Here is a 22,836-nt window from a genome sequence, read left to right on the forward strand (position 1 = left end):
TGGTTGCGGTAAGACGACCCGGGCCAGACATCGAAAGTCCTCCGCCTGAGCCGAAAGCGCCCGGTCGGATCTTTGATCGAATTGCGTGACGGTTCCATCACGGTTGGCGCGCATCCAGGCAGGTTGCTTACGTTCGTGCCGGCGCGTCCGCCGTTCCAGCGGGCTCAAGCCCATGGAGGCACGAGAGTGATCAGGACGCTTGCCGTATCGGGCTATCGCTCCATCCGGGATCTTGTCCTTCCGCTGGGGCGCCTGACGGTCGTCACCGGTCAGAACGGAACCGGCAAGTCGAGCTTCTATCGAGCGTTGCGGCTCCTGGCGGATGTCGCGCAAGGGCGGGTCATTTCCTCCCTCGCCGCCGAGGGCGGCCTTCCGTCGACATTGTGGGCCGGACCCGAGCGCATCTCGCGCCAGATGAAGCGCGGCGCACAGATTCAGGGCACGGTCCGAAAGGGGCCTGTCAGTCTCAGGCTGGGCATGGCGTCCGATGACTACGGCTACGCCATCGACCTGGGTCTCCCCACGCCGCACGCCGGCTCCATGTTCAACCGCGACCCCATCATCAAGGCCGAGGCCGTCTGGGCCGGCGAGGTCCTAAGCCGTCGCAATGTCTTTTCCGAGCGAGCTGGTCCACTGGTCAAGACGCTCGATCAGAGCGGCAGCAGGGTGCCCGTCATCACGGACCTTCCACCCGACGAAAGCATGATGACCTACGCGTCCGACCCCAAGGACCTCAGGGAGATCATCATCCTGCGCGACAGGATGCGGGGATGGCGTTTCTACGATCATTTCCGCACGGATCCCCAGGCCCCTGCCAGGATGTCCCGCGTCGGGACGCGGACGCCGGCACTGAGCGGGGACGGCTCGGACCTGGCCGCCGCGCTTCAGACCATAAGGGAGATCGGCGACCTTGAGGGATTGGAGAGCGCGATCGATGACGCCTTCCCCGGCGCGCAGATCGATGTTTCGGAAAGCAACGGTCACTTCGAGTTGCTCATGCACCAGCAAGGGCTGCTCAGGACCCTGGGCGCCGCCGAGCTATCGGACGGCACGTTGCGATACCTTCTTCTGCTGGCGGCGCTGCTGACGCCGCGGCCCCCTGCTCTGGTGGTGCTCAACGAGCCGGAGACGAGCCTGCACCCGGAGCTGCTGAAACCGCTCGCACACTTGATCAAGACGGCGTCCGCGGGCTGCCAGATCATTGTGGTCACGCACGCCCAGCCCTTGGTGGACGGGCTCAGGGGCGACGATGCTTGCGTCTATGAGCTCACGAAGGACGTCGGTGAAACGACGATTCCCGATCTGGATCGCATCTCCTGGGCCTGGCCGGCCCGCTAATCCCTTATCATCAGCGACATGGTCGGGCTTGATCCGGCCATCCGGCCGTTCAACGAGATCTCGGGCCGATTGTGTGGGCCCGTGACGACGCCGGCGAAACCGCTCGGACGGCCCGGCCGGCAAGCAGACGGCGTCAGAAGTGGGCGAGATAGCCGCCATCGACGGCCAGGCTCTGGCCCGTCACATAGGAGGCGGCAGGCGACGCCAGGAAGACGACCGCGCCGGCGATCTCGGCCGGCGCCCCCCAGCGCCCGAGCGACGTGCGCCGGGCGAGCCACTCGCCGGTCGCCGTATCGGCGACCATGGGCTCATTGACCTCCGTGGCGAAATAGCCCGGAGCCACCGCGTTGACGGTGATGCCGTGCGCGCCGAGTTCGGCGGCAAGCGCCCGCGTCATCGCGTCGAGCCCGCCCTTCGCCGTGGCGTAGAGCGCATCGCCTGGCCGCGCGATCGTGCCGGCGATCGATGTGATGTTGACGATGCGTCCCCACCGGCGCGGCCGCATCAGCTGCGCCGCTTCGCGGCTGAGCTCGAACGGTGCCACCAGATTGACGTGAAGCATCCGGCCGAGGGCGCCGGCCTCGACGTCGTCGAGCGGCCGCCGGTCGCGGACGGCGGCGTTGTTGACGAGAATGTCCAGCCGGTCGAACCGGCTCACGATCGTGGCGAGGGCCCGCGCCGAAGCGCTGCGGTCGGCGATGTCGAAGGCGAGCGCCTCGACGGCACGGCCGTCCGCGCGCATGGCCGCCGCCGCCGCCTCGAGGGCGGCCGCGTCGCGGCCGTTGAGCACGACGGTGGCGCCGCTCTCGGCGAGCCCATGGGCGATCTCGCGGCCGAGGCCGCGGGCGGCACCGGTCACCAGGGCCACGCGGCCCTCCAGGCTGAAGGCATTCGACATGGGGCAGGCATAGCACGAACCGGCTCAAGATCGATTTGACAGGTGCCCGCCACGGTCCCACACTAGATCGATTCCGAGGGGGGCCCCGAGAGGGGGCTGAGATTCCGCCTCGCTGGCACGATTGAAAGCGCCGGCACCGCGGTGACCCTTACGAACCTGATCCGGGTCATACCGGCGGAGGGACAGGAACGTGACGGCGCCGCATCCTCGCGCACATTCGTATCACCCCCCGTCGATTGTCCCGTCGTCCGGCCACGAGAGCGCTTCGCGATCGGCTGGAATCGCCCGATCGCAAGAGAAGCGTTCCAGATTCAACAACTTGGAGCATTTCTGCGCGATCGGATGAGCACCTCTGATCGCGCCGAAATGCTCTCGCAGGAGAGTGCCATGACGATTCACGCCAAGCTGCCGCAAGGCCAGACCAGTGCGCGGCCGGCGGCCGTGACCACGGGGCCGATCACCGGTTCACAGAAGGTCTATTCCAGTCCGCTCGATCGGCCCGACATCCGCGTCCCGTTCCGGGAGATCGCCCTGGCGCCGGTGGCCGGGGAAGAGCCGGTGCGCGTGCCGGATACGTCGGGGATCTATACGGACCCTGACGCGGCGATCGATCTGGAGCGCGGGCTGCCGCAGGTCCGCGCCCCCTGGCTGGAGCAGCGTGGCTTCACCGCGGTCGCTGCGCGCGCCGTCAAGCCGGAGGACAACGGCGGCGTCTCCGACGCCAAGCTGGTGCCGGGCTGCCCGGCCGAGCGGAGCGTGCTCCAGGGTACGCCGGGCCAGCTCGTCACCCAGTACGAGTTTGCCCGCGCCGGCATCGTCACCGAGGAGATGATCTACGTCGCCCACCGCGAGAACGCCGGCCGCCAGCTGATGGCGGAAGGAGCAGCGGAGCGGCGGGCCGACGGCGAGGATTTCGGCGCCGAGATCCCGGTCTTCATCACGCCCGAGTTCGTGCGCGACGAGATCGCCCGCGGCCGCGCCATCATCCCGGCGAACATCAATCACCCGGAGCTCGAGCCGACCATCATCGGCCGCAACTTCCTGGTGAAGATCAACGCCAACATCGGCAACTCCGCCGTCACCTCCTCGGCGGCGGAAGAGGTCGAGAAGCTGGTGTGGGCGACGCGCTGGGGCGCCGACACGGTCATGGACCTGTCGACCGGCCGCAACATCCACAACATCCGCGGCTGGATCATGCGCAATTCGCCGGTGCCGATCGGCACCGTGCCGATCTACCAGGCGCTCGAGAAGGTCGACGGCGATCCGGCCAAGCTCGACTTCGAGGTGTTCAAGGACACGCTGATCGAGCAGGCTGAGCAGGGCGTCGACTATTTCACCATCCACGCCGGCGTGCGCCTTGCGCATGTGCCGCTGACGGCGCGCCGGGTGACCGGCATCGTCTCGCGCGGCGGCTCGATCATGGCGCGCTGGTGCCTGTCGCACCATAGGGAGAGCTTCCTCTACGAGCGCTTCGACGAGATCTGCGAGATCATGCGGCGCTACGACGTCTCCTTCTCGCTGGGCGACGGCCTGCGTCCCGGCTCCATCGCCGATGCCAACGACGCCGCCCAGTTCGCCGAGCTGGAGACCCTGGGCGAGCTCACCAAGATCGCCTGGGACCGCGGCTGCCAGGTGATGATCGAGGGGCCGGGCCACGTGCCCATGCACAAGATCAAGGTCAACATGGAGAAGCAGCTCGCCTGCTGCGGCGAGGCGCCGTTCTATACGCTCGGGCCGCTGACCACCGACATCGCGCCGGGCTACGACCACATCACCTCGGCGATCGGCGCCGCCATGATCGGCTGGTACGGCACCGCCATGCTCTGCTATGTCACACCCAAGGAGCACCTGGGGCTGCCCAACCGGGACGACGTGAAGACCGGCGTCATCACCTACAAGATCGCCGCCCATGCCGCCGATCTGGCCAAGGGGCATCCCGCCGCCAAGCTGCGTGACGATGCGCTCTCTCGTGCCCGCTTCGATTTCCGCTGGGAGGATCAGTTCAACCTGGCGCTCGATCCGGACACGGCCCGCGCCTTCCATGACGAGACCTTGCCCAAGGATGCGCACAAGGTGGCGCACTTCTGCTCCATGTGCGGCCCGAAATTCTGCTCCATGAAGATCACCCAGGACCTGCGCGCCGAGGTCGCCGCCATGGGCGACAACGAGCGGGCGGCGATCGAGGGGATGAGGGCCAAGAGCGAGGAGTTCTCCGCCGGCGGCGGCAAGCTCTACGTCGACGCGGCGGAGTGATCGGCGTCCGTCCGATCGAAGCGCTGCAACCGCTGTCGCCGGGAAGGCCGTGATGGGCGCGACGGGTGATGGAGGTTCCGAGCTGCGGCCGGTCCGGCCGCAGCATGACGACGGCTTCACCAGCCGGCGCGAGCGGCGGCTGTGGCTGATCGGCTATGTCGTGGTGTTCGTCCTGGTGGGCATCGGCGCGGTGCGCATCCTGATCAAGCAGTTCGGCTGACCACCGCTTGCGCCGGCTGCCGCGGCGGGCGACACCGGCGCATGCCGAGCCCTTCCTCGTCCCAGCAGCGCACCCTGGCCGGGCCCTTCGTGGCGCCCCTGCTGATGATCGCCGTGGCGGGCTTCGTCGACGCCCTCGGCTACCTCGCCCTGAGCGGCTTGTTCGTCTCGTTCATGAGCGGCAACAGCACGCAGTTCGCGGTGTCGCTGGCCAGCGGTGATTGGGCCGGGGTGGCGGCGGCCGGTGCGCTGATCGGCCTGTTCGCGCTCGGCGCGGCCGCCGGCGCCGTGATCGTCGAGGCCAGCCCGCGCTTGTTCCATCCGGCGATCCTCGGCCTGGAGGCGCTGCTGCTCGCGGGGGCGGCGATCGCGGTCGCCGCGCACGGCGTCTCGGTGCCGCGCCTGCTGCCGCTCGCCTTCGCCATGGGGCTGCAGAACAATCTGCGGCGCACGCTGGCGGGCGTGCAGATCGGCGCCACCTTCGTCACCGGCACGCTGGTATCGATGGGGGAAGGCGTGGCCCGGCATCTCATCGGTCGCGCCGGCCTCGGCGCCTGGCTGCCGCATGCGGTGGCCTGGCTCGCCCTGGCGCTCGGCGCCGCGCTGGGCGCGGCCGTGTTCCTGGCGGCGGGCCTTGCCCAGGCGCTCGTCGGGCCCGCCATCGTCACCGGGCTGATGGCCTGCCATGAACTGCGGCTCGCGCTTGCCGCGGGCCGAGATTCTCGGTGAGCGCTCTTGAATTGGGAGCGTTTCTCTCTGATCGGGTGGTTCCGCCCAATCAGGAAGCGCTCTCGGCCAGCTCCATTTGCTCCATGCGGACGCATTGATCGACGACGAAGCCGACGACCAGATCCAGATCCTCCTGGGGCAGGAAGTGGGTCAGGCCCTTGGCGTGGACGATGACCGTGTCCGGGATCAGCCGCTGCAACGCGGCGGCCTCGGCGGCCGCGAAGGTGCTGCCGATGTCGGCCCGCATCAGCGCGACGGGCACCTGGCACTGCGGTGCGAGCCGCCAGATCTCCGTCGTCACCGTGTTGAAGGTCGCGGCCTCCCAGGCCGGCGCGCAGGCAAGAGTGACGCTGCCGTCGGGACGCACACGCAGGCCGCCGTCCAGATAGTCGTCGAGCGTCCCCGGTCGCCACCAGGCGAACATGCCGCGCCCGTCATAGGCCTTGCGGATGGCATCGCGGCTCGGCCAGTCGGCCCGGCGCCGGCTGGCGGTCCGCGCGATCTCGGCGTCGAAGCGCACGCCGAGGCGAGCGTCGCGCTCCCGCTGCTCCCGCTGTGCATAAGGCACCAGCGCCGGATCGAGCAGCACGGCGCCGCGGGCGAGGTCCGGCCGGGTGGCGGCCAGCATCAGCGTGACCGATGCACCCATGGAATGGCCGACCAGGAAGGCCGGCTCGCCGAACGTCTCCAGGACCGCGGCGAGATCGTCGACGTAACGCATCCACGAGGTGAGCTGGGCGGGGTCGGCCGGCAGTTCCGTCATGCCGTGGCCACGCGCATCGGCGGCGACGACGCGGAAACGATCGCTCAGCCGGTCGCCGAGCTGGCGATAGCTCTGGGCATTCAGGCCCGTCGCATGGGCGATGTGCAACAGCGGCGCATCCGGCCCCGCCTGATCCCACCGCAGCAGCGACACGGTGCCGTCGCTCAAGCCGATCGTTTCACGCTTCATCAGTCTGCTTTCCTCCGCCGCAACGGCCAGATGTTGCGGCTGGCGGCCGTTCGGCCATCCAGGCGCACCTAACGAATTTCAGTGGGATAAGCGACCGCCGGAAGCGGGCGGGCAGCGATGCGGCGCGCGCATCGGCGGCAGCGGCACGGATGCCAGGGCCGCTCAGTGCCCCGGTCCCTTGCACGAGGTGCTGGTGGCGCCGCGCTCGAAGCGCGCATCGCCCTGATGCGTCCAGAACACGATGCCGGCGCCCGCATAGCGCACGCCGGAGGCCGCCGTCGTCGTCGTCAGCTCGTAGCGGTCGTCGCCCACCTGCAGCAGCGCCGTCGCCGTATCCGGAAAACGCGCGACGATCGTCGTGCCGTCGTCGCACATGAAGACGACGGCCGGCGGGGGTGGGGGCGGAGGACCGCTCGGCTGGGATGATTGCGCACTCGCCGGCGCGCCGCCGGCTGTCAGCACGCCGGCGCAGGCGATCACCGCGATGGCGTGGCTGAGCGGGCGGCGCCATCTCATCTCGAATACCATTCTCATTCCTCAGGGCACGCAGGGAGCCACGCGGCGCCGCGGCCGTTCGGGCAAGGCGTTGCGTTGGCGTGAACTTCTTGCTGGAGCGCTGTCGGCGGCCACGGTCGCCGCTCGTCCTTCTGGACAAGGCGAGCCGTTGCGGCGCGCCGGACGTCTCGAGCCAGACCACGTTCGGAAACAGTATGAACCAGCTTTGCGGTCAGAACGCGCTCTCGGCTATGCAACGGGGGCGCATGCCGATGGCGAGCACCAGCCCGATGCCCATGCCATGCGCCCGAACGAAGGGACGGTGAACGGCCATGCTCTACGCCATTCTCTGCTACCACAGTGAAGACGTCGTCTGCTCCTGGAGCAAGGAGCAGGATGACGCGGTCATGGCCCGGGTGCGCGTCGTGGAGGACAAGCTCGCCAAGCAGGGCCGCCTCGGCCCCGTGGCGCGTCTCCTGCCGACGACGGCGGCGACGACGCTGCGCAAGGACCGCGAGCCGCCGCTGGTCATCGACGGGCCGTTTGCCGAAACCAAGGAGCAATTGCTCGGTTTCTACATGGTCGAGTGCGCCACCCTCGACGAAGCGCTCGACACCGCGCGCGACCTGGGCCGGGCCAACCCCGGCGGCGCCTACGAGATCCGCCCCGTGTCCGTGTTTCGCCCCGGAGGGCCCGTCGGATGAGCGCCTTCGATGAGTGACGTCGATGAGTGACTTCGATGAGTGACTTGGCCTGGATCGAAGCGGCGCTGACCGCGGCGCGCCCCCAGGCGGTCGGCGCCCTGCTGCGCTATTTCCGGGATCTGGACGTGGCCGAGGAGGCCTTCCAGGAGGCCTGTCTCAAGGCCCTGAAGAACTGGCCGCAGAACGGGCCGCCGCGCGATCCGGCCGCCTGGCTGATCTTCGTCGGCCGCAACGTCGCCATCGACGGCGTGCGCAAGCGCGCCCGGCACACGGAGCTTCCCGACGAGGCGGCTGTTTCCGACCTCGGCGACGCGGAGGGCGCCATGGCCGAGGGGCTCGACGCCGCCGACTACCGCGACGACATCCTGCGGCTGCTGTTCATCTGCTGCCATCCCGAGCTACCGGCGACGCAGCAGATCGCGCTGGCGCTCAGGATCGTGTCGGGCCTTTCCGTCAGGCAGATCGCACGGGCCTTCCTGGTCGGCGACAGCGCCATGGAGCAGCGCATCACGCGCGCCAAGAACCGCGTCGGCAAGGCCGGCGTGCCGTTCGAGGCGCCGGGCGCGGTCGAGCGGGCGGAGCGGCTCGGCGCCGTCGCCGCCATGCTCTACCTGGTCTTCAACGAAGGCTATTCCGCCCCGGCGTCCGAAGCCGAGGTGCGGGCGCCGCTCTGCGACGAGGCCATCCGGTTGGCCCGGCTGCTGCTCCGCCTGTTTCCGGCAGAGCCCGAGATCATGGGGCTGACCGCCCTGATGCTGCTGCAGCACGCCCGCGCTGCGGCGCGGTTCGACGCCGACGGCGCCGTCGTCCTGCTCGACGACCAGGATCGGCGCCTGTGGGACGGCAAGATGATCGCCGAAGGCCTGGCGCTGATCGACAAGGCGGTGCGCCACCGCCAGCCCGGACCCTACCAGGTGCAGGGGGCCATCGCCGCGCTGCATGCGCGCGCCAAGCGGCCGGAAGACACCGACTGGGCCGAGATCGACCTGCTCTACAGCCTGCTGGAGCGGCTGCAGCCCTCCCCGGTGGTGACCCTCAACCGGGCCGTGGCGGTGATGAAGCTCAAGGGGCCGCAGGCGGGCCTCGACATGGTCGAGCCGCTGGCGGACCGTCTCGCCGGCTATTTTCATTTTCACGGCGTGCGCGGCGCGCTGCTCAGCCAGCTCGGCCGCACGGGGGAGGCGAGGGAGGCGTTCGGCCGGGCGATCGCGCTCGCCAACACGGCGGCCGAAGCCGCCCACATCCGCATGCACCTCGACCGGCTCATGCGGCAAGACAACGCCGTCGCCGCCGAACCGGCCGCACCCTGAAAAAAGTGGCTCGGGTCTGTCGGCTCTGGCGGCCTCCGGCCGTCCTTGGGCCGTGATCCTCATCGTTCACGACCGGCCGAAGCCGCCGGCATCATCACCCTACGACCGGAGATGACGACCATGACGACCAATGCTGCCCAGACCGCCAGCTGTCCCGCCGACGCCATGCCCGAGGGGGCGCCGGTGGCGGCCGAGGTGCGCGGCGGCGTCGCGCCGTACCTGTGCGTCGGCGGCGCCGACAAGGCCGCCGACTTCTACAAAAGAGCCTTCGGCGCCGAGGAGGTGTTCCGCCAGCCGCTCGACGAGCAGGGGCGGACCATGCACATCCATCTCTACATCAATGGCGGCTCGCTCATGCTGTCCGACCCCTATCCGGACCACGGGCATCCGCTGAAGGAGCACCAGGGCTACACCCTGCACCTGCAGGTCGACGATATCGACGCCTGGTTTGCGCGCGCCGTGGCGGCGGGCGCCGAGGTCGTGCTGCCGGTCCAGCTGATGTTCTGGGGCGACCGCTACGGCCAGGTGCGCGATCCCTTCGGCGTGCACTGGGCCATGGGCGCGCACGTGCGCTAGCGCTTCTCTTGCGATTGGGTGATTCCACCCAATCGCGAAGCGCTCCAGGGCCGACGGCCCCGGGGGCGGCGACGGGCATGGTTCTCCGCTTGACTCGCCGCCGCCTTCGTGACGACAAGCGCCCAGACACAGAGGGGCCGCCATGCATCGTCACGACTATCTCGCCTCGATCATCGACGCCGCCTGGGACAAGCGCGACGCGATCGGCTTTTCGACCACGGGAGAGGTGCGCGAAGCGGTCGAGGAGGCGCTGCTGCTGCTCGATCGAGGCACCGCCCGCGTCGCCGAGAAGGTCGGCGACGAATGGATCGTCAACCAGTGGCTCAAGAAGGCCGTGCTGCTGTCCTTCCGCCTGAACGACATGGGCGTGATCTCCGGCGGCCCGGGCGGCGGCTCCTGGTGGGACAAGGTGCCCTCCAAGTTCGCCGACTGGCACGCCGGCACCTTCCGCGAGGCAGGCTTCCGCGCCGTGCCGAGCGCCACCGTACGTCACGGCGCCTACATCGCGCCCGGCGTGGTGCTGATGCCGTCCTTCGTCAACCTCGGCGCCTACGTGGACGAGGGCACCATGGTCGACACCTGGACGACCGTCGGCTCCTGCGCCCAGATCGGCAAGAACTGCCATCTCTCCGGCGGCGTCGGCATCGGCGGCGTGCTGGAGCCGCTGCAAGCCAACCCGGTGATCATCGAGGACAACTGCTTCATCGGCGCCCGCTCTGAGGTGGCCGAAGGGGTGATCGTCGGCGAGGGGTCGGTGCTGTCCATGGGCGTCTACCTCGGCGCCTCCACCAAGATCATCGACCGGGCCACCGGCGAGGTGCACATCGGCCGCGTGCCGCCCTATTCGGTGGTGGTCGCCGGCAGCCTGCCGGGCAAGCCGCACCCGAGCGGCCAGCCCGTGCCGTCGCTCTACTGCGCCGTCATCGTCAAGCAGGTGGACGCGCAGACGCGGTCGAAGACGTCGATCAACGAGCTGCTGCGAGACTGATCAGAGATTCTGCTGAGGCGATTGGCGCGCGGGGCTGGGAGCGGGCCGTGGGCTGGGAGACGCTCTTCGGCTTCCAGGGGTGCATCAATCGGGCCAAGTTCTGGCTCGGCGCGTTCATCGCCTTGGGTTTGCAGCTCCTCGCCAGCTTCCTCGCCTGGGCCTTGGCATCGGTCGAGGTTCTGACCGTTGCCATCCTCGTGCTGGCCTTTGTGGCCGTGTGGATCGGCGCGGCGGTCGGAGCCAAGCGGCTGCACGACCGAGACAGACGTGCCTGGTGGCTCCTGCCATTCTATCTGGCACCCCTGCTCCCGACAGCCATCGGTCATGGCGCCGGGGATTCGGGCTTCATCCTCTCCGATTTCAAGCTGACCGCGTTTGCCATTTGGATCTGGGGCGTCGTGGAGCTTGGTTGCCTCGACGGCACGGTGGGGCCAAATGCCTACGGGCCGGATCCCCTCTTGCCGACGGCTTGAGCGAGGCATTGAATCTCGTCCCGAATTGCTGGAGATTGAATGGCGCGATTGAAGCAACTGGGGGGCGAACATGGATTGGAAGACGCTGCTGTTCAGCTTCAAGGGCCGGATCAACCGGGCCAAGTGGTGGCTCGGCCTGCTGTTCATTTGCCTCATCTACCTTGGCGTTGCGGTGGTGGGCATGATCATCGCCAGCCTGGTCGAGATGGCCGTCGGCTCCCGCGCGAGCACGTTCGTCTACGGGGCAATGATCCTGGCGGCGGCCGTCGCAGGCATTTGGGCGCATCTCGCCATCAGCACCAAGCGGCTGCACGACAGGGGCAAGGGCGCGATATGGCTTCTGCTCTTTTTCGTTGCACCCGTCCTTCTGAGTGGCATGACGGAGCTCAACGACGCTCTGCTCATCTTGGCGTTGCCGACCTTCGTTCTCTCGGTTTGGGCCATGGTCGAGCTCGGCTGCCTCAAGGGCACCGACGGGCCGAATGCCTACGGCCCGGATCCCCTCGCTTCGACCGTGCTGCCTGACGATGCCCGCACCGAACCCGCTTGAGCTTGCGCGGGCGCTGCTGCGCTGCCCGTCGGTGACGCCCGAGGAGGGCGGGGCGCTTCGCGTCTTGGGCGATGCGCTCACGGCCGGCGGCTTTGCCGTGGAGCCCGTCACCTTCAGCGCGCCCGGCACGCCCGACGTCACCAACCTCTACGCCCGCTACGGCACGGCGAGCCCGTGCCTGGTGCTGGCCGGGCACACGGACGTGGTGCCGCCGGGTGAGCCCGGGGACTGGAGCCATGACCCCTTCGGCGGCGACGTCGTCGACGGCGTGCTCTACGGTCGCGGCGCCGTCGACATGAAGGGCGCCGTGGCGGCCCTGGCCGCAGCCGCCCTGGCCTTCACGCGGGACCAGCCACGCTTCACCGGCTCCATCGCCTTCCTGATCACCGGCGACGAGGAGGGGCCGGCGGTCAACGGCACCGTCAAGCTGCTGGAGTGGGCCAAGGCCAAGGGCGAGCGCTTCGACCATTGCCTGCTCGGCGAGCCGACCAACCCGGACGCGCTGGGCGACATGATCAAGATCGGCCGCCGCGGCTCGCTCACCGGCAAGCTCACCGTGCACGGCACCCAGGGCCACGTCGCCTACCCCCACCTGGCCGACAACCCGATCCCGCATCTGCTGCGCCTGCTGGATGCGCTGCTCGGGACGCCGCTCGATCGCGGCACCCCGCGCTTCGACCCGTCGAACCTGGAGGTGCTCACCGTCGACGTCGGCAATCGCGCCACCAACGTCATCCCGGCCACCGCGCATGCCGCGTTCAACGTGCGTTTCAATGACGTGTGGACGCCGGGGACCCTCAGGGCCGAGATCGCGCGACGGGTGGCCTTGGCGGCCGCGAGCGCCCGCTACGACCTGGAGTTCCTGCCCACCAATGCGGCCGCTTTCGTCACCGAGCCCGGGCCGTTCGTGGATCTGGTGGCCGAAGCGGTCGCGGCCGAGACCGGCCGCCGGCCGGCGCTGTCGACCACCGGCGGCACCTCCGATGCGCGCTTCATCAAGGACTATTGCCCGGTGATCGAGTTCGGCCTGGTGGGGCAGACCATGCACCAGGTCGACGAGCGCGTGCCGGTGGCCGATATCGAGCGCCTGACGGCCATCTACCGCCGGGTGCTGGAGCGCTATTTCGCGCCCGGCTCGCCTGTGGCCGGCGGATAATCGACACCGACGAAGTAGAGCCCGTGCGCCGGCGCCAGCGGGCCGCAGCGGCGCCGGTCGCGGGCGTCGAGCGCGGCGCGCATGCCCGCGGGCGGCCAGCGCCCGCAGCCGACCTGCTCGAGCGATCCCACCAGCGACCGCACCTGATGGTGCAGGAACGAGCGGGCCGCGGCGCGCACCGTGATCTCGTCGCCGTCGCGCGTCACGTCGAGCACGTCGAGGGTGCGCACCGGGCTGTTGGCCTGGCATTCGGCCGCCCGGAAGGTGGTGAAGTCGTGCTGGCCGAGCACGCTCTGGGCGGCGGCCTGCATGGCGCTCGCGTCGAGGCCGCGCGGCACGTGCCAGAGCCGGCCGTGGCCGAGCGCCGGCGGCGCTCGCCGGTTGAGGATGCGGTAGAGGTAGTGGCGCTTCAGTGCGCTGTGGCGGGCGTCGAAGTCGGCACCGACCTGTTCCGCCGCCACCACGGCGACCCGGTCACCGGCGAGCTTCAGGTGGGCGTTGACGGCGTCGCGCACCGTATCGGTCCGCCAGGCGCGGGCGAGGTCCAGGTGCGCCACCTGCCCCAGGGCATGCACGCCCGTGTCGGTCCGCCCGGCGCATTGCAGGCGCACGCGCTCACCGGCGAAGCGCTCCACCGCCTCTTCCATGGCCTGCTGCACGGCACGGCCGTTGTCCTGCCACTGCCAGCCGACGTAGGCGGAGCCGTCATACTCGACGGTGAGCTTGTAGCGAGGCACGCTAGAGCATGATCCCAAAAAGTGGACGCCGGTTTTTGGACAAGATCATGCTCAAAACAAAGACTTAGAGCGAGATGATGATTCGAGGAAAAATCATCCCGCTCTAGGTCGATGTCCGAGAGCTATGATCGCGTCAGGATAGCGCCGTGCCCGGAGCGAGCCGAGCCCCGCGCAGAAACTCGTCGCCGGAAACGACGCCCTTTCCGGCGCGCTGCACCTGTAGCAGCCGCACCGCCCCGCTGCCGCAAGCGACGACGAAATCCGGACCCAGCAGCATGCCGGCGGCCCCGGCTCCGTCGGCCAGCGCCGTGCGCAGCACCTTCACGCGCTCCGGCTGGCCGCGGCCGAGGTCGGCCTCGAAGAAGCTGCCGGGAAACGGGCTGAGGCCGCGGACCTGATTGTGCACGGCGGCCGCGGGGCGGCTCCAGTCGAGGCGCGCGTCGTCGTTGCCGATCTTGTGGGCGTAGGTCACGCCCTCCTCGGGCTGCGGCGTGAAGCCCAGCGCGTCGCGCGAGAGCGCCGCGACGGCCCGGGCCATCAGATCGGCGCCCAGCGGCGCGAGCCGGTCGTGCAACTCGCCGGCGGTCATGTCCGGTCCGATCGGCACGCGCTCGATCATGCCCACGGGACCGGTGTCGAGGCCCTCCTCCATGCGCATCACGCACACGCCGCTCTCGGTGTCGCCAGCCATGACGGCGCGCTGGATCGGCGCAGCACCGCGCCAGCGCGGCAGCAGCGAGGCATGCAGGTTGAGGCAGCCGCGCGCCGGCACCGCCAGGATATCGGGCGGCAGGATGAGCCCGTAGGCGACGACGACGGCGAGATCGGCGCCATGGGCGCGGAACGCGGCCGCCGCCTCGGGCGTGCGCAGGGTCCTGGGCGTCAGCACCGGCAGCCCGAAGCGCTCGGCGAGCGCATGCACCGGCGTCTTGCGCTCGCCCATGCCGCGGCCGGCCGGCTTGGGGGCGCGGGTGTAGACGGCGCAGAGCTCATGACCGTGGCCGACGAGCTCGGCCAGCGTCGGCACCGCGAAGTCAGGCGTGCCCATGAAGACGATGCGCAAAGGTCTATGCTCCGCTGGCTTCGCGCTTGGCCGCCTTGGCGAACTTGCGGGTCACGCGGTCCCGCTTCAGCTTCGACAGGTGGTCGATGAACAACACGCCGTTGGTGTGGTCGATCTCGTGCTGCAGGCAGGTGGCCAGCAACTCGTCGGCGTCGATCTCCTTCACCTCGTCGTCCAGTGTCCGGTAGCGCACGCGCACGCGTTTGGGCCGCTCCACCTCCTCGAAATACTCGGGGATCGAGAGGCAGCCCTCCTGGTGCACGTTGGTCTCCTCGGACGACCAGACGATCTCGGGGTCGAGCAGCACCATCGGATTCTTGGGCTCGTCCTCGCCCTTGACGAGGTCGATCACCACGACGCGCGTGGGCACGCCGACCTGGATCGCGGCGAGCCCGATGCCCGGCGCGTCGTACATGGTCTCCAGCATGTCCTGTGCCAGCTCCCGCACGGCGGGCGTCACCGGGCCGGCAGGTTCGGACGGCTTCCTGAGGATGGGGTCGGGGATGAGGACGATCGGGCGAATGGTCATGGCCGTCGCGAAATAGGATGTCGGCGATGGCTGGTCAATGATGTGCTAGTTTTGTTCTCATGTCGATTCGTGATCGTCTGCGCTGATGGATCAGATTCTGCTGTTCGTGGGCGAGCGGGCCGTCACCTACGGCGATGCGGCCGCCGTCCTGGCCGTCGTCGCGTTCGTGGCGCTCCTGGTCATCGCAGTCAGCGTGGTGCGCGGCGCGCGCCACCGCGGTGCCGTGGCCGAGCTGCTGGAGGAGCACGCGCGCGAGCTCGACGAGCGGGTGGCCGAGCTGCAGCGCATGCAGGCCGAGCTGAAGGGCGGCGTGCAGGCCAGCCTCCACGGGCTCGGCGTCCGCCAGTCGGACATGCAGCGATTCGTGGCGGAGCGCATCGAGGTGCTGCAGCATCGGGTCGGCCGCGGCCTGGCCGATTCGGTCGAGAAGACCACCGAGAACCTGGCGCAGCTGAACGAGCGGCTGGCCGTCATCGACACCGCCCAGCGCAATCTCTCGGAGCTGACCGGCCAGGTCGTCGGCCTCAAGGACATCCTCGCCAACAAGCAGGCGCGCGGCGCCTACGGCCAGGGCCGGATGGAGGCGATTGTCCGCGACGGCCTCCCGGCCGGCGCCTACAGCTTCCAGCCGACGCTCGCCAACAACCGGCGGCCCGACTGCCTCATCCATCTTCCCGGCGACCACCCGCTGGTCATCGATGCCAAGTTCCCGCTGGAGGGCTTCGTCGCCTTTCGCGGCGCCGGAACAGACGACGCCAGGCGTGCCGCCGCACAGCGGGTGCGCGCCGATATCGGCGTCCACGTCAAGGATATCGCCGAAAAGTACCTCGTTCCCGGCGAAACCCAGGACATGGCGCTGCTGTTCGTGCCGTCGGAGGCGCTCTATGCCGATCTGCACGAGCACTTCGACGATGTGGTGCAGCGCGCCCATCGCGCCCGCGTCGTCATCGTCTCGCCGTCGCTCCTGGCGCTGTCCATCCAGATCACCCGCGCCCTGGTCCGTGACGCGCGCATGCGCGAGGAGGCCCGCAAGATCCAGGCCGAGGTGCGGCTGCTGCTCGACGACGTGGAGCGGCTGCGCGGCCGCGTCGGCAAGCTGGACACGCATTTCCGCCAGGCTCAGGAGGATATCGCCGCGGTCACCACGTCGACCGAGAAGATCGTCAAGCGCGCCGACCGCATCGAGGCGCTGGAGTTCGATGACGCGTCCCCCGGACGGGCGGACGCCAAGCTGACTGCCGCCGGCTAGAGCATTTTCGAGCGAAGTGGACGCCGCTTCGCGTGAAGAAAATGCGATAAAACAAACAGATAGAGCATTTCCGCGATTCGGAGAAACGCGGAAATGCTCTAGGCGCTGGGATGCGAAGGGATGGCCGGATCAAGTCCGGTCGCGACGCGGCGGAGGCGTGTGGGCGGCGTCGGACTTGCGCCGCCGCTCCAGATCATGCAGCGACGGGATGGCTGGCGGATCGCTGGCCGGAAAGCTCTCCTCCAGGGCTTCGTCCAGCAACTCCTCCTCGTGGCGCACGAGGTCGGCGGCGGGCTGCTCGGTCGCAGGCTTTTTCGGGCCGGGCATGTGGGGGCCTCCAGCGGACACGGCGGGCATGCCGCTCATATGGGGTCGATGCGGCGGGCCGTCCATGCCGGCGGTGGGCGCGCAGGCCCGCTGCGAGGTCCCGTTGCCCTACAGCGCAGTCCGCTGGCGCACGGCGGCGACGAGCGTTCCTTCGTCCAGGTAGTCGAGCTCGCCGCCGACTGGCACGCCGTGGGCCAGCCGGGTGATCTTCACCGGCAGCTGCTGCAGCAGGTCGGTGATGTAGTGGGCGGTCGTCTGCCCGTCGACGGTGGCGTTGAGCGCGATGATGATCTCACTCACGCCGGGCGCTGCCGCCCGTTCGACGAGCCGGCCGAGGTTGAGGTCGTCCGGGCCTATGCCGTCGAGCGGCGAGAGCACACCGCCGAGCACGTGGTAGCCGGCGTTGAGCACGCCGGCGCGCTCCAGGGCCCACAGGTCGGAGACGTCCTCGACGACGATCAGGATGCTGGGGTCGCGCTGCGGATCGCGGCAGATCGTGCAGGGGTCACGGGTGTCGACGCTGCCGCAGTTGGAACACACGACCACCCGGTCGGTGACCAGGCGCACGGCGTCCGCCAGCGGCTCGAGCAGCGCCTCGCGCTTCTTGATGAGGTGCAGGGCGGCGCGGCGGGCCGAGCGCGGCCCAAGGCCGGGAAGGCGCGCCAGCAGTTGGATCAGGCGCTCGAGCTCGGGTCCGATCGGGGAGGCCACGGCTCACTCGCCGCGCAGGCGTTCGGCTGCGCGCAGCCATCGGGTCAGGTCAGCCATGTTCTGCTGGATGAATTGGCCGAGGCGCGCGATGCCAGCCTCCAGGGCCGCCTCGTTCTCGGGCCGCGGCTCGTCGTAGTAGAGGCCCTGTCGCAGGTTGTAGATGTCTTGCTGCCACTCGCGTGCCACCTGCGCCAGGTGGACGACCTGCAGCAGGGCATCGCGCAGCTTGGCGCGGCCCTGCCCATAGACGTCGATGCTGCTCGCCGCGACGTTGCGGTCGAGGGTCGCGTAGGCGGTTTCGAGCCTGTAGACGATCGGCAGGCTCACCTCGCGCGTCGTCTCGAACTCCGCCAGCAGGCTGTCGGCGTGGCCGATCGCCTGCCCGGCCGGCGCATCGAAGAGGACATAGGCCGGATCGGCCTGCTGCTCGGCGGCCGGCGCCTGTGATGGCCCGCCGAACGGCCGCCGCAGTAGCCGTTGGGACGAACGGCGCAGGGCGTCGAGAAGCGCGCGCCGCCGCCCGCTGATCCTGCGGATCTGCGTCTTCGCGGGGGCCGAGATCAGCGACATCGTCCCGCTGCAATCAGAACAGCTTCAGCCCCGGCGGGATCGGCAGGCCCTTGGTGATGTCCTGCATCTTGTCCTGCACCAGGCGTTCGGCCTTGCCGCGGGCGTCGTTCACCGCCGCCACGATCAGATCCTCGACGATCTCCTTCTCGTCGGGATTGAGCAGGGACGGATCGATGCTGACCCCGAGCATGTTGCCCTTGGCGGTCATGCGCACGTCGACCGCGCCGCCGCCGGCGGTGCCCTGGACCTCCAGCGATTCGAATTCAGCCTGGGCCTCGGCCATCTTGCTCTGCATGGCCTGGGCCTGCTTCATCAGTCCCATCAGGTCGCGCATGTGCTCAGTCTCCTTCAGACGCCGCATCCGGTTCGTCGACCGTGTCGGCGATCATCTCGTCCACGGCGTCGGGCGCGGCAGGCGCCTCTTTCACGTTGACAATCTGGGCGCCGGGAAAGCGTTCCAGCACCGCGCGCACGAGCGGGTGGGCGGCGGCGTCGCTGCGGCGCTCCCGTTCCGCTGCCTTGGCGCGCTCGGCCAGCGTCGGCTCGCCGGGCCCCGACGACACGGCCACCATCCAGCGGCGGCCGGTCCAGTCCTGCAAGTAGCGGGAGATGTCGGCGGCGAGGGAGCGGCTCGCGCCGTCGGCCAGGGCGAATTCGATCTGCCCGTCCTCGAACCGGACCAGGCGCACGTCGCGCTCGAGCGCGAGCTTGAAACCGATCTCGCGCCTTTCGCCGGCGAGCGCCACCAGATCCTCGAACCGGGCGAGGCGGATCACCGGCTGGGCTGGCGCCGCCTGCGGCGCTGCGGCCTGGACCTGATCCAGGCGGGCCCCGGCGACGGCGCGGACGGCACCGCCGCCGCCCACGGCGGCCAAGCCGGGCCGCGGCGGCTCACGGCTGGCGACCGGAGCCGGGGCGGGGGCGCTCTGCGGCACGCCGGCGGACGGGCCGCCGCCGCCGGGCGCGCTCCCCGTGCGCAGCAGGCGCACGGCTTCGTCCGGCGTCGGCAGGTCGGCAGCGTAGGCGAGGCGCACCAGCACCATTTCCGCCGCCGCCATCGGCCGCGGCGCCTCCTGCACTTCCGGCACGCCCTTGAGCAGCATCTGCCAGGTCCGCGAGAGAACCAGCAGCGACAGCTTCTCGCCGAGCGAGGTGCCGCGGTTGCGCTCCGCGTCGGTCAGCGAGCCGTCCTTGGCCGCGCCGGGCACCAGCTTGAGGCGGGTGACCAGGTGGGTGAAGCTCGCCAGCTCCGCCAGCACCACGGACGGATCGGCGCCCGCCTCATACTGATCAGCCAGCTCCGCCAGGGCGGCCGGCAGATCGCCGCGCATGACCGCCTCGAAGAGATCGATGATCCGGCCGCGGTCGGCAAGCCCGAGCATCGCCCGCACCGTCTCGGCCGAGACGTGGCCTGCGCCATGGGCGATCGCCTGATCGAGCAGCGACAATGAATCGCGGACCGAGCCCTCGGCGGCGCGGGCGATCAGCGCCAGCGCCTCGTCTTCGGTCGTCACCTGTTCCTGCCCGCAGATCGCGGCCAGGTGCGCGACCAGGACGTCGGCGCCGACGCGGCGCAGGTCGAAGCGCTGGCACCGCGACAGGATGGTGACCGGCACCTTGCGGATCTCGGTCGTGGCGAAGATGAACTTGGCGTGGGGGGGCGGCTCTTCCAGCGTCTTCAGGAACGCGTTGAAGGCGCCCGTCGTCAGCATGTGGACTTCGTCGACGATATAGACCTTGTAGCGCGCCGATACCGGGGCGTAGCGCACCGCATCGTTGATCTGGCGGATATTGTCGACGCCGTTGTTGGAGGCGGCGTCGATCTCCAGCACGTCGATGTGACTGCCGTCGATGATCTCCCGGCAATGGACGCCCAGCTCGGGCATGCGGATGGTCGGACCGGCACTCCGGTCCCCGGGAAGCTCGTAGTTCAGGCCGCGTGCCAGGATGCGGGCGGTGGTGGTCTTGCCGACGCCGCGCACGCCGGTCAGCATCCACGCCTGCGGGATGCGCCCGGTCGAGAAGGCGTTGGACAGGGTGCGCACCATCGCGTCCTGTCCGATCAGATCGTCGAAGGTGCGCGGCCGATACTTGCGCGCCAGCACGCGGTAGCCCGAAGCAGCCTGCGCCGGCTGCGGCGCCGGCGATGACGCAAAGCCTGGCAGGCCCGGCTCGTCGACGCGCGGCTCGGCGTGCATCGCCTCCGCCGGGCCGCTGCTCTCAACAGCTGCCGAAGGTCCGGTCGCGGTTTCGTTCATCGCTTCGCTGCAGGGCGCTCGAATCTGGGTTGGGCGAAACGTAGCATGATTTGCGTGGGGATCCCGCGCATGTTCAGGCGGGGCCGGCCCACGCGGCGCCGGCTGTTCGCCTTCTCGGCAGATGCCGCGACGCGCGCCGGGCGGGCGTCGCGCCGTCCCGATTTCATCGCATGCGATCGAGATCGAGACAGGGAGCGGTCCGACCCCGGAGCGCCTTTCGACCAGATGATCGCATCCGATCGAGAAGCCTCCAGCCCATCGGGGGCGAGGGTGGGAGGCTGAACGAAGACCCGCCCGGTCTCGTTAGGGCTGCTTCCTTCCGGACCTGACCCGGTTGGCGAGTGGAACGTCCAACGCCAACCTCCCGCGCCGTATATCGGCGAAGCCGGCCGCGAGCGCAAGGGCGGCGCGGCGCCGGTGCACGGGCTTCGTCACGGGTCATCGCCGGCGACGAGCAAATCCCCGCTTCACAGGCTGCCTCGTCCGGTTCAAGCTGGGATCGATGACGGATTTTACCATCGACCCGCAGCTGGCGCAGGACACGGCCTTGGTCGGCGACCTGCCGCTGTCGCGGGTGCTGCTCATGAACGACAGCCGCTTCCCCTGGCTGATCCTGGTGCCGCGCCGCCCCGGCTGCGTCGAGCTGATCGACCTCGACGAGGCCGACTACGGCGTGCTGATGGCGGAAATCCGGGCCGCAGCCACCGCCTTGCGCGATCTGCTCGCCCCCCACAAGCTCAACGTGGCCGCCCTCGGCAATGCCGTGCGCCAGCTGCATGTGCATGTCATCGCCCGCTCGCGCGACGACGCCGCATGGCCGCGTCCGGTCTGGGGCGTGGGCACGGCCGAACCGTACGAGGCCGCCGTGCGCACCGCCTTCATCGCCGATCTGCGGCAGGCTCTGCCGCAGATCGCGATTGGCTGATGGGTGGCCGTCACATGCTCGGGGCGGGGGCCTGTTGCGATCGCAAACCGATAGCCACCATGCCTCGACCTGTTCTAAGCAAGATCCCGAAACGGAACCCGGGGCTTCGCCGAATCACGCCCGAAAGACGTCCCCGCCGATCCGCCTGAACGGAGCCTCGATGCCCTCAGAATCGACTTCCCGCGCGGAGCTTTCCGCCAGCGTCGGCTTCGCCGTCAATCCGCTGCTCCGCCACTCGGAGCGGCGGCACGACGATGAGGAGATGAGCCGCTTCAAGGCCGACGAGGCGGCGCGTGCCGTTATCATGCTGGGCGACAAGCCCTTGCTGAAGAAGGCGCGCGACGGCCTCGACTCGCGTTTCACCCTGGCTGAGGTCGAGCGCCTGGGCGAGCCCCGTGAGCTGCCGTTCCTCGGCACCATCGATGGCCGGCCGCTGTTCCTGGCGAATTTCGACCCGGCGCTGGCGGAGACGGTCAAGGATTATGACGATCTCGTCGTCGCCGATCTCAGGACGCTTGCGATGCAGGGCGCCTTGCCGCCGGACGAGCTGGGCCCGCTGGGCGAAGCCAAGGCGCTCGGCTACTGGCACCAGCGCCATCGCTTCTGCTCCAACTGCGGGGCCCCGAGCCGGCCGGTCGCCGGCGGCTGGCGGCGCGATTGCGACGCCTGCAAGGCCCAGCACTTCCCGCGCACCGACCCGGTGGTGATCATGCTCGCGGTGCGCGGCGATGAATGCCTGCTCGGCCGCCAGCCGCAGTTTCCGCGCGGCATGTACTCCTGCCTCGCCGGCTTCGTGGAGCCCGGCGAGACGCTGGAGGACGCGGTGCGGCGCGAAATCATGGAGGAGGCGGGGGTGCCGCTGGGCACGGTCCGCTACCTCGCATCTCAGCCCTGGCCGTTCCCTGCCTCGCTGATGATCGGCTGCATCGGCGACGCGCTGTCGGGCGACATCGTGATCGACAAGACCGAACTCGACGACGCCCGCTGGTTCAGCCGCGAGGAAGCCCGGCTCATGCTGGCCGGCAGGCACCCCGGGCGACTGTATGCACCGCCCCCCATGGCGATCGCTCACCACGTCCTGGCAGCATTCGTCCGAGGAGAGGCTGATTAGCCGGCTCCTCCCAGAACGTCAGCGCCGCGGCGTCGTCCCACAGCATGGCGAGCTCGATCAGCGGTGCGCTGCCGCGGCCGTGCGCATGGCTGCGGGCCGTCCCGGCGCAGGCGCCGAGCGTGCGATAGAACGCGATGGCCGCCAGATTGTCGCGGGCGACCCAAAGCCCGATCGTGGCATGGCCGGCTTCGCTGAGCGCGCGGGCCATGGCGGCCATGATCCGGCTGCCGATGCCGCGATACTGGAAACGCTTCAGCACGTAGATGGCGTAGACTTCGCCGGCCGCGGTGAGCAGCTGCTGGCGCGCGGCGCCGCACGATCCGAAGCCGACCACCTGGCCGTCGGCCTCCGCCACGAAAACCGCGATGGCAGGGTCGGCGACGGCCGTGGTCCAGTACTGGGCGCGTGCCGGCACGGTCAGACGGTCGATGGTTTCGTCGGGCAGGATGCCGCGATAGGTCTCACGCCAGGCTGCCACATGCACCTCGGCGATCGCCTGCACGTCCGCTTCTAGGGCCCGTCTGATGGTCACCTGCATGGCGGCTTCCTTTTCTCTGTCGCACTGGGAACATGGCGCTCCAGGGCGGCGATAAAAGGGCGGTCTCCGCCAGGAAATGCGGCAAAGCCGAGATCGCGCTGGGAATTCGAGGGATTCCGCCAAATCCGCCGGCGTGGCCATGTGCGCCAGCGCACGCGAGGACCCTTCGTGGCCGGG

At 69.5% G+C, this 22,836-nt stretch carries 26 protein-coding genes, 1 other RNA gene and 1 riboswitch; of the genes, 14 read left to right on the forward strand and 13 right to left on the reverse strand.

All coding sequences use genetic code 11. From position 1 onward, the window contains the following. Positions 1-186 precede the first annotated feature (186 nt). Entirely contained in the window at positions 187-1,338 is a 1,152-nt protein-coding gene (locus tag ACZ5PO_RS19230; RefSeq protein ID WP_464196922.1) for an AAA family ATPase, read from the forward strand. A 133-nt stretch (positions 1,339-1,471) separates the two neighbouring features. On the opposite strand, the gene ACZ5PO_RS19235 is transcribed toward ACZ5PO_RS19230, so the two are convergent. Then, a complete protein-coding gene (locus ACZ5PO_RS19235) occupies positions 1,472-2,236 on the reverse strand; it encodes an SDR family oxidoreductase (protein ID WP_464196357.1) in 765 nt (254 codons plus the stop codon). A gap of 66 nt (positions 2,237-2,302) precedes the next feature. Beyond that, positions 2,303-2,436: riboswitch (TPP riboswitch) on the forward strand. A 187-nt stretch (positions 2,437-2,623) separates the two neighbouring features. Here ACZ5PO_RS19235 and thiC point away from each other — a divergent pair. Genes thiC through ACZ5PO_RS19250 form a run of 3 tightly spaced genes read left to right on the forward strand, consistent with a single transcriptional unit; the run spans position 2,624 to position 5,437 of the window. Continuing rightward, the gene (thiC, locus tag ACZ5PO_RS19240; RefSeq protein WP_464196359.1) at positions 2,624-4,489 is read left to right on the forward strand and encodes a phosphomethylpyrimidine synthase ThiC; all 1,866 of its coding nucleotides are present in this window, start codon (positions 2,624-2,626) and stop codon (positions 4,487-4,489) included. 52 nt (positions 4,490-4,541) lie between these two features. Beyond that, positions 4,542-4,709, forward strand: a complete 168-nt coding sequence (locus ACZ5PO_RS19245; protein WP_464196361.1) for a hypothetical protein — start codon at positions 4,542-4,544, stop codon at positions 4,707-4,709. 41 nt (positions 4,710-4,750) lie between these two features. Beyond that, positions 4,751-5,437: a YoaK family protein gene (locus ACZ5PO_RS19250; protein WP_464196363.1), complete on the forward strand. Its 687-nt coding sequence runs from the start codon at positions 4,751-4,753 to the stop codon at positions 5,435-5,437. Positions 5,438-5,486: 49 nt separating this feature from the next. On the opposite strand, the gene ACZ5PO_RS19255 is transcribed toward ACZ5PO_RS19250, so the two are convergent. Both ACZ5PO_RS19255 and ACZ5PO_RS19260 read right to left on the reverse strand, forming a co-directional pair. After that, positions 5,487-6,389, reverse strand: a complete 903-nt coding sequence (locus tag ACZ5PO_RS19255) for an alpha/beta fold hydrolase (protein ID WP_464196365.1) — start codon at positions 6,387-6,389, stop codon at positions 5,487-5,489. A gap of 162 nt (positions 6,390-6,551) precedes the next feature. Further along, positions 6,552-6,917 carry an MliC family protein gene (locus tag ACZ5PO_RS19260; RefSeq protein WP_464196367.1) on the reverse strand — a complete coding sequence of 122 codons (366 nt, stop codon included), beginning with the start codon at positions 6,915-6,917 and terminating at the stop codon, positions 6,552-6,554. Positions 6,918-7,216: 299 nt separating this feature from the next. On the opposite strand from ACZ5PO_RS19260, the gene ACZ5PO_RS19265 reads away from it, so the two are divergent. From ACZ5PO_RS19265 to dapE, 7 genes are all read left to right on the forward strand, one after another. After that, positions 7,217-7,588: a YciI family protein gene (locus tag ACZ5PO_RS19265; RefSeq protein ID WP_464196369.1), complete on the forward strand. Its 372-nt coding sequence runs from the start codon at positions 7,217-7,219 to the stop codon at positions 7,586-7,588. A gap of 35 nt (positions 7,589-7,623) precedes the next feature. Next, positions 7,624-8,898, forward strand: coding sequence for an RNA polymerase sigma factor (locus ACZ5PO_RS19270; RefSeq protein ID WP_464196371.1), 1,275 nt, complete (start codon positions 7,624-7,626; stop codon positions 8,896-8,898). A gap of 120 nt (positions 8,899-9,018) precedes the next feature. Further along, positions 9,019-9,474 carry a VOC family protein gene (locus ACZ5PO_RS19275; protein WP_464196373.1) on the forward strand — a complete coding sequence of 152 codons (456 nt, stop codon included), beginning with the start codon at positions 9,019-9,021 and terminating at the stop codon, positions 9,472-9,474. Positions 9,475-9,616: 142 nt separating this feature from the next. Beyond that, positions 9,617-10,462: a 2,3,4,5-tetrahydropyridine-2,6-dicarboxylate N-succinyltransferase gene (dapD, locus tag ACZ5PO_RS19280; RefSeq protein WP_464196375.1), complete on the forward strand. Its 846-nt coding sequence runs from the start codon at positions 9,617-9,619 to the stop codon at positions 10,460-10,462. Positions 10,463-10,509: 47 nt separating this feature from the next. After that, entirely contained in the window at positions 10,510-10,935 is a 426-nt protein-coding gene (locus ACZ5PO_RS19285) for a DUF805 domain-containing protein (protein WP_464196377.1), read from the forward strand. Between the two features lie 70 nt (positions 10,936-11,005). Then, a complete protein-coding gene (locus ACZ5PO_RS19290; protein WP_464196379.1) occupies positions 11,006-11,485 on the forward strand; it encodes a DUF805 domain-containing protein in 480 nt (159 codons plus the stop codon). After that, complete coding sequence (gene dapE, locus ACZ5PO_RS19295) at positions 11,463-12,641, forward strand: succinyl-diaminopimelate desuccinylase (RefSeq protein WP_464196381.1); 1,179 nt, start codon at positions 11,463-11,465, stop codon at positions 12,639-12,641. Before ACZ5PO_RS19290 ends, dapE begins: the two co-directional genes overlap by 23 nt. Here dapE and truA read toward each other — a convergent pair. From truA to def, 3 genes are all read right to left on the reverse strand, one after another. After that, positions 12,605-13,378, reverse strand: coding sequence for a tRNA pseudouridine(38-40) synthase TruA (truA, locus tag ACZ5PO_RS19300; RefSeq protein WP_464196383.1), 774 nt, complete (start codon positions 13,376-13,378; stop codon positions 12,605-12,607). The genes dapE and truA overlap by 37 nt on opposite strands. A 133-nt stretch (positions 13,379-13,511) precedes the next feature. After that, positions 13,512-14,441 carry a methionyl-tRNA formyltransferase gene (gene fmt, locus ACZ5PO_RS19305; protein ID WP_464196385.1) on the reverse strand — a complete coding sequence of 310 codons (930 nt, stop codon included), beginning with the start codon at positions 14,439-14,441 and terminating at the stop codon, positions 13,512-13,514. Positions 14,442-14,445: 4 nt separating this feature from the next. Continuing rightward, a complete protein-coding gene (gene def / locus ACZ5PO_RS19310; protein WP_464196387.1) occupies positions 14,446-14,970 on the reverse strand; it encodes a peptide deformylase in 525 nt (174 codons plus the stop codon). An 85-nt stretch (positions 14,971-15,055) separates the two neighbouring features. Here def and ACZ5PO_RS19315 point away from each other — a divergent pair, with 85 nt between their 5' ends. Further along, positions 15,056-16,219 (forward strand): DNA recombination protein RmuC, encoded by a 1,164-nt coding sequence (locus ACZ5PO_RS19315; protein WP_464196389.1) that lies wholly within the window; start codon positions 15,056-15,058, stop codon positions 16,217-16,219. A gap of 129 nt (positions 16,220-16,348) precedes the next feature. Here the strand turns inward: ACZ5PO_RS19315 and ACZ5PO_RS19320 are convergent, their stop codons facing one another. From ACZ5PO_RS19320 to ffs, 6 genes are all read right to left on the reverse strand, one after another. Continuing rightward, positions 16,349-16,546 (reverse strand): hypothetical protein, encoded by a 198-nt coding sequence (locus tag ACZ5PO_RS19320; RefSeq protein WP_464196391.1) that lies wholly within the window; start codon positions 16,544-16,546, stop codon positions 16,349-16,351. A gap of 108 nt (positions 16,547-16,654) precedes the next feature. After that, entirely contained in the window at positions 16,655-17,257 is a 603-nt protein-coding gene (gene recR / locus ACZ5PO_RS19325) for a recombination mediator RecR (protein ID WP_464196393.1), read from the reverse strand. Positions 17,258-17,260: 3 nt separating this feature from the next. Then, positions 17,261-17,827 carry a hypothetical protein gene (locus ACZ5PO_RS19330; RefSeq protein WP_464196395.1) on the reverse strand — a complete coding sequence of 189 codons (567 nt, stop codon included), beginning with the start codon at positions 17,825-17,827 and terminating at the stop codon, positions 17,261-17,263. 13 nt (positions 17,828-17,840) lie between these two features. Then, positions 17,841-18,161, reverse strand: a complete 321-nt coding sequence (locus ACZ5PO_RS19335; RefSeq protein WP_464196397.1) for a YbaB/EbfC family nucleoid-associated protein — start codon at positions 18,159-18,161, stop codon at positions 17,841-17,843. A gap of 4 nt (positions 18,162-18,165) precedes the next feature. Continuing rightward, a complete protein-coding gene (locus ACZ5PO_RS19340; protein WP_464196924.1) occupies positions 18,166-20,025 on the reverse strand; it encodes a DNA polymerase III subunit gamma/tau in 1,860 nt (619 codons plus the stop codon). Positions 20,026-20,354: 329 nt separating this feature from the next. Continuing rightward, positions 20,355-20,451, reverse strand: an RNA gene (gene ffs, locus ACZ5PO_RS19345) — signal recognition particle sRNA small type. A gap of 136 nt (positions 20,452-20,587) precedes the next feature. Here ffs and ACZ5PO_RS19350 point away from each other — a divergent pair. Together ACZ5PO_RS19350 and nudC are read left to right on the forward strand one after the other, a co-directional pair. Beyond that, on the forward strand, positions 20,588-21,010 hold the full coding sequence (locus ACZ5PO_RS19350; protein WP_464196399.1) for an HIT domain-containing protein: 423 nt from the start codon (positions 20,588-20,590) through the stop codon (positions 21,008-21,010). Positions 21,011-21,170: 160 nt separating this feature from the next. After that, complete coding sequence (gene nudC, locus ACZ5PO_RS19355) at positions 21,171-22,121, forward strand: NAD(+) diphosphatase (protein ID WP_464196401.1); 951 nt, start codon at positions 21,171-21,173, stop codon at positions 22,119-22,121. On the opposite strand, the gene ACZ5PO_RS19360 is transcribed toward nudC, so the two are convergent. Then, positions 22,021-22,659 (reverse strand): N-acetyltransferase family protein, encoded by a 639-nt coding sequence (locus tag ACZ5PO_RS19360; RefSeq protein ID WP_464196403.1) that lies wholly within the window; start codon positions 22,657-22,659, stop codon positions 22,021-22,023. The genes nudC and ACZ5PO_RS19360 overlap by 101 nt on opposite strands. Positions 22,660-22,836 lie beyond the last annotated feature (177 nt).

It is taken from the genome of Chelatococcus sp. KU-N122, from assembly GCF_055391085.1.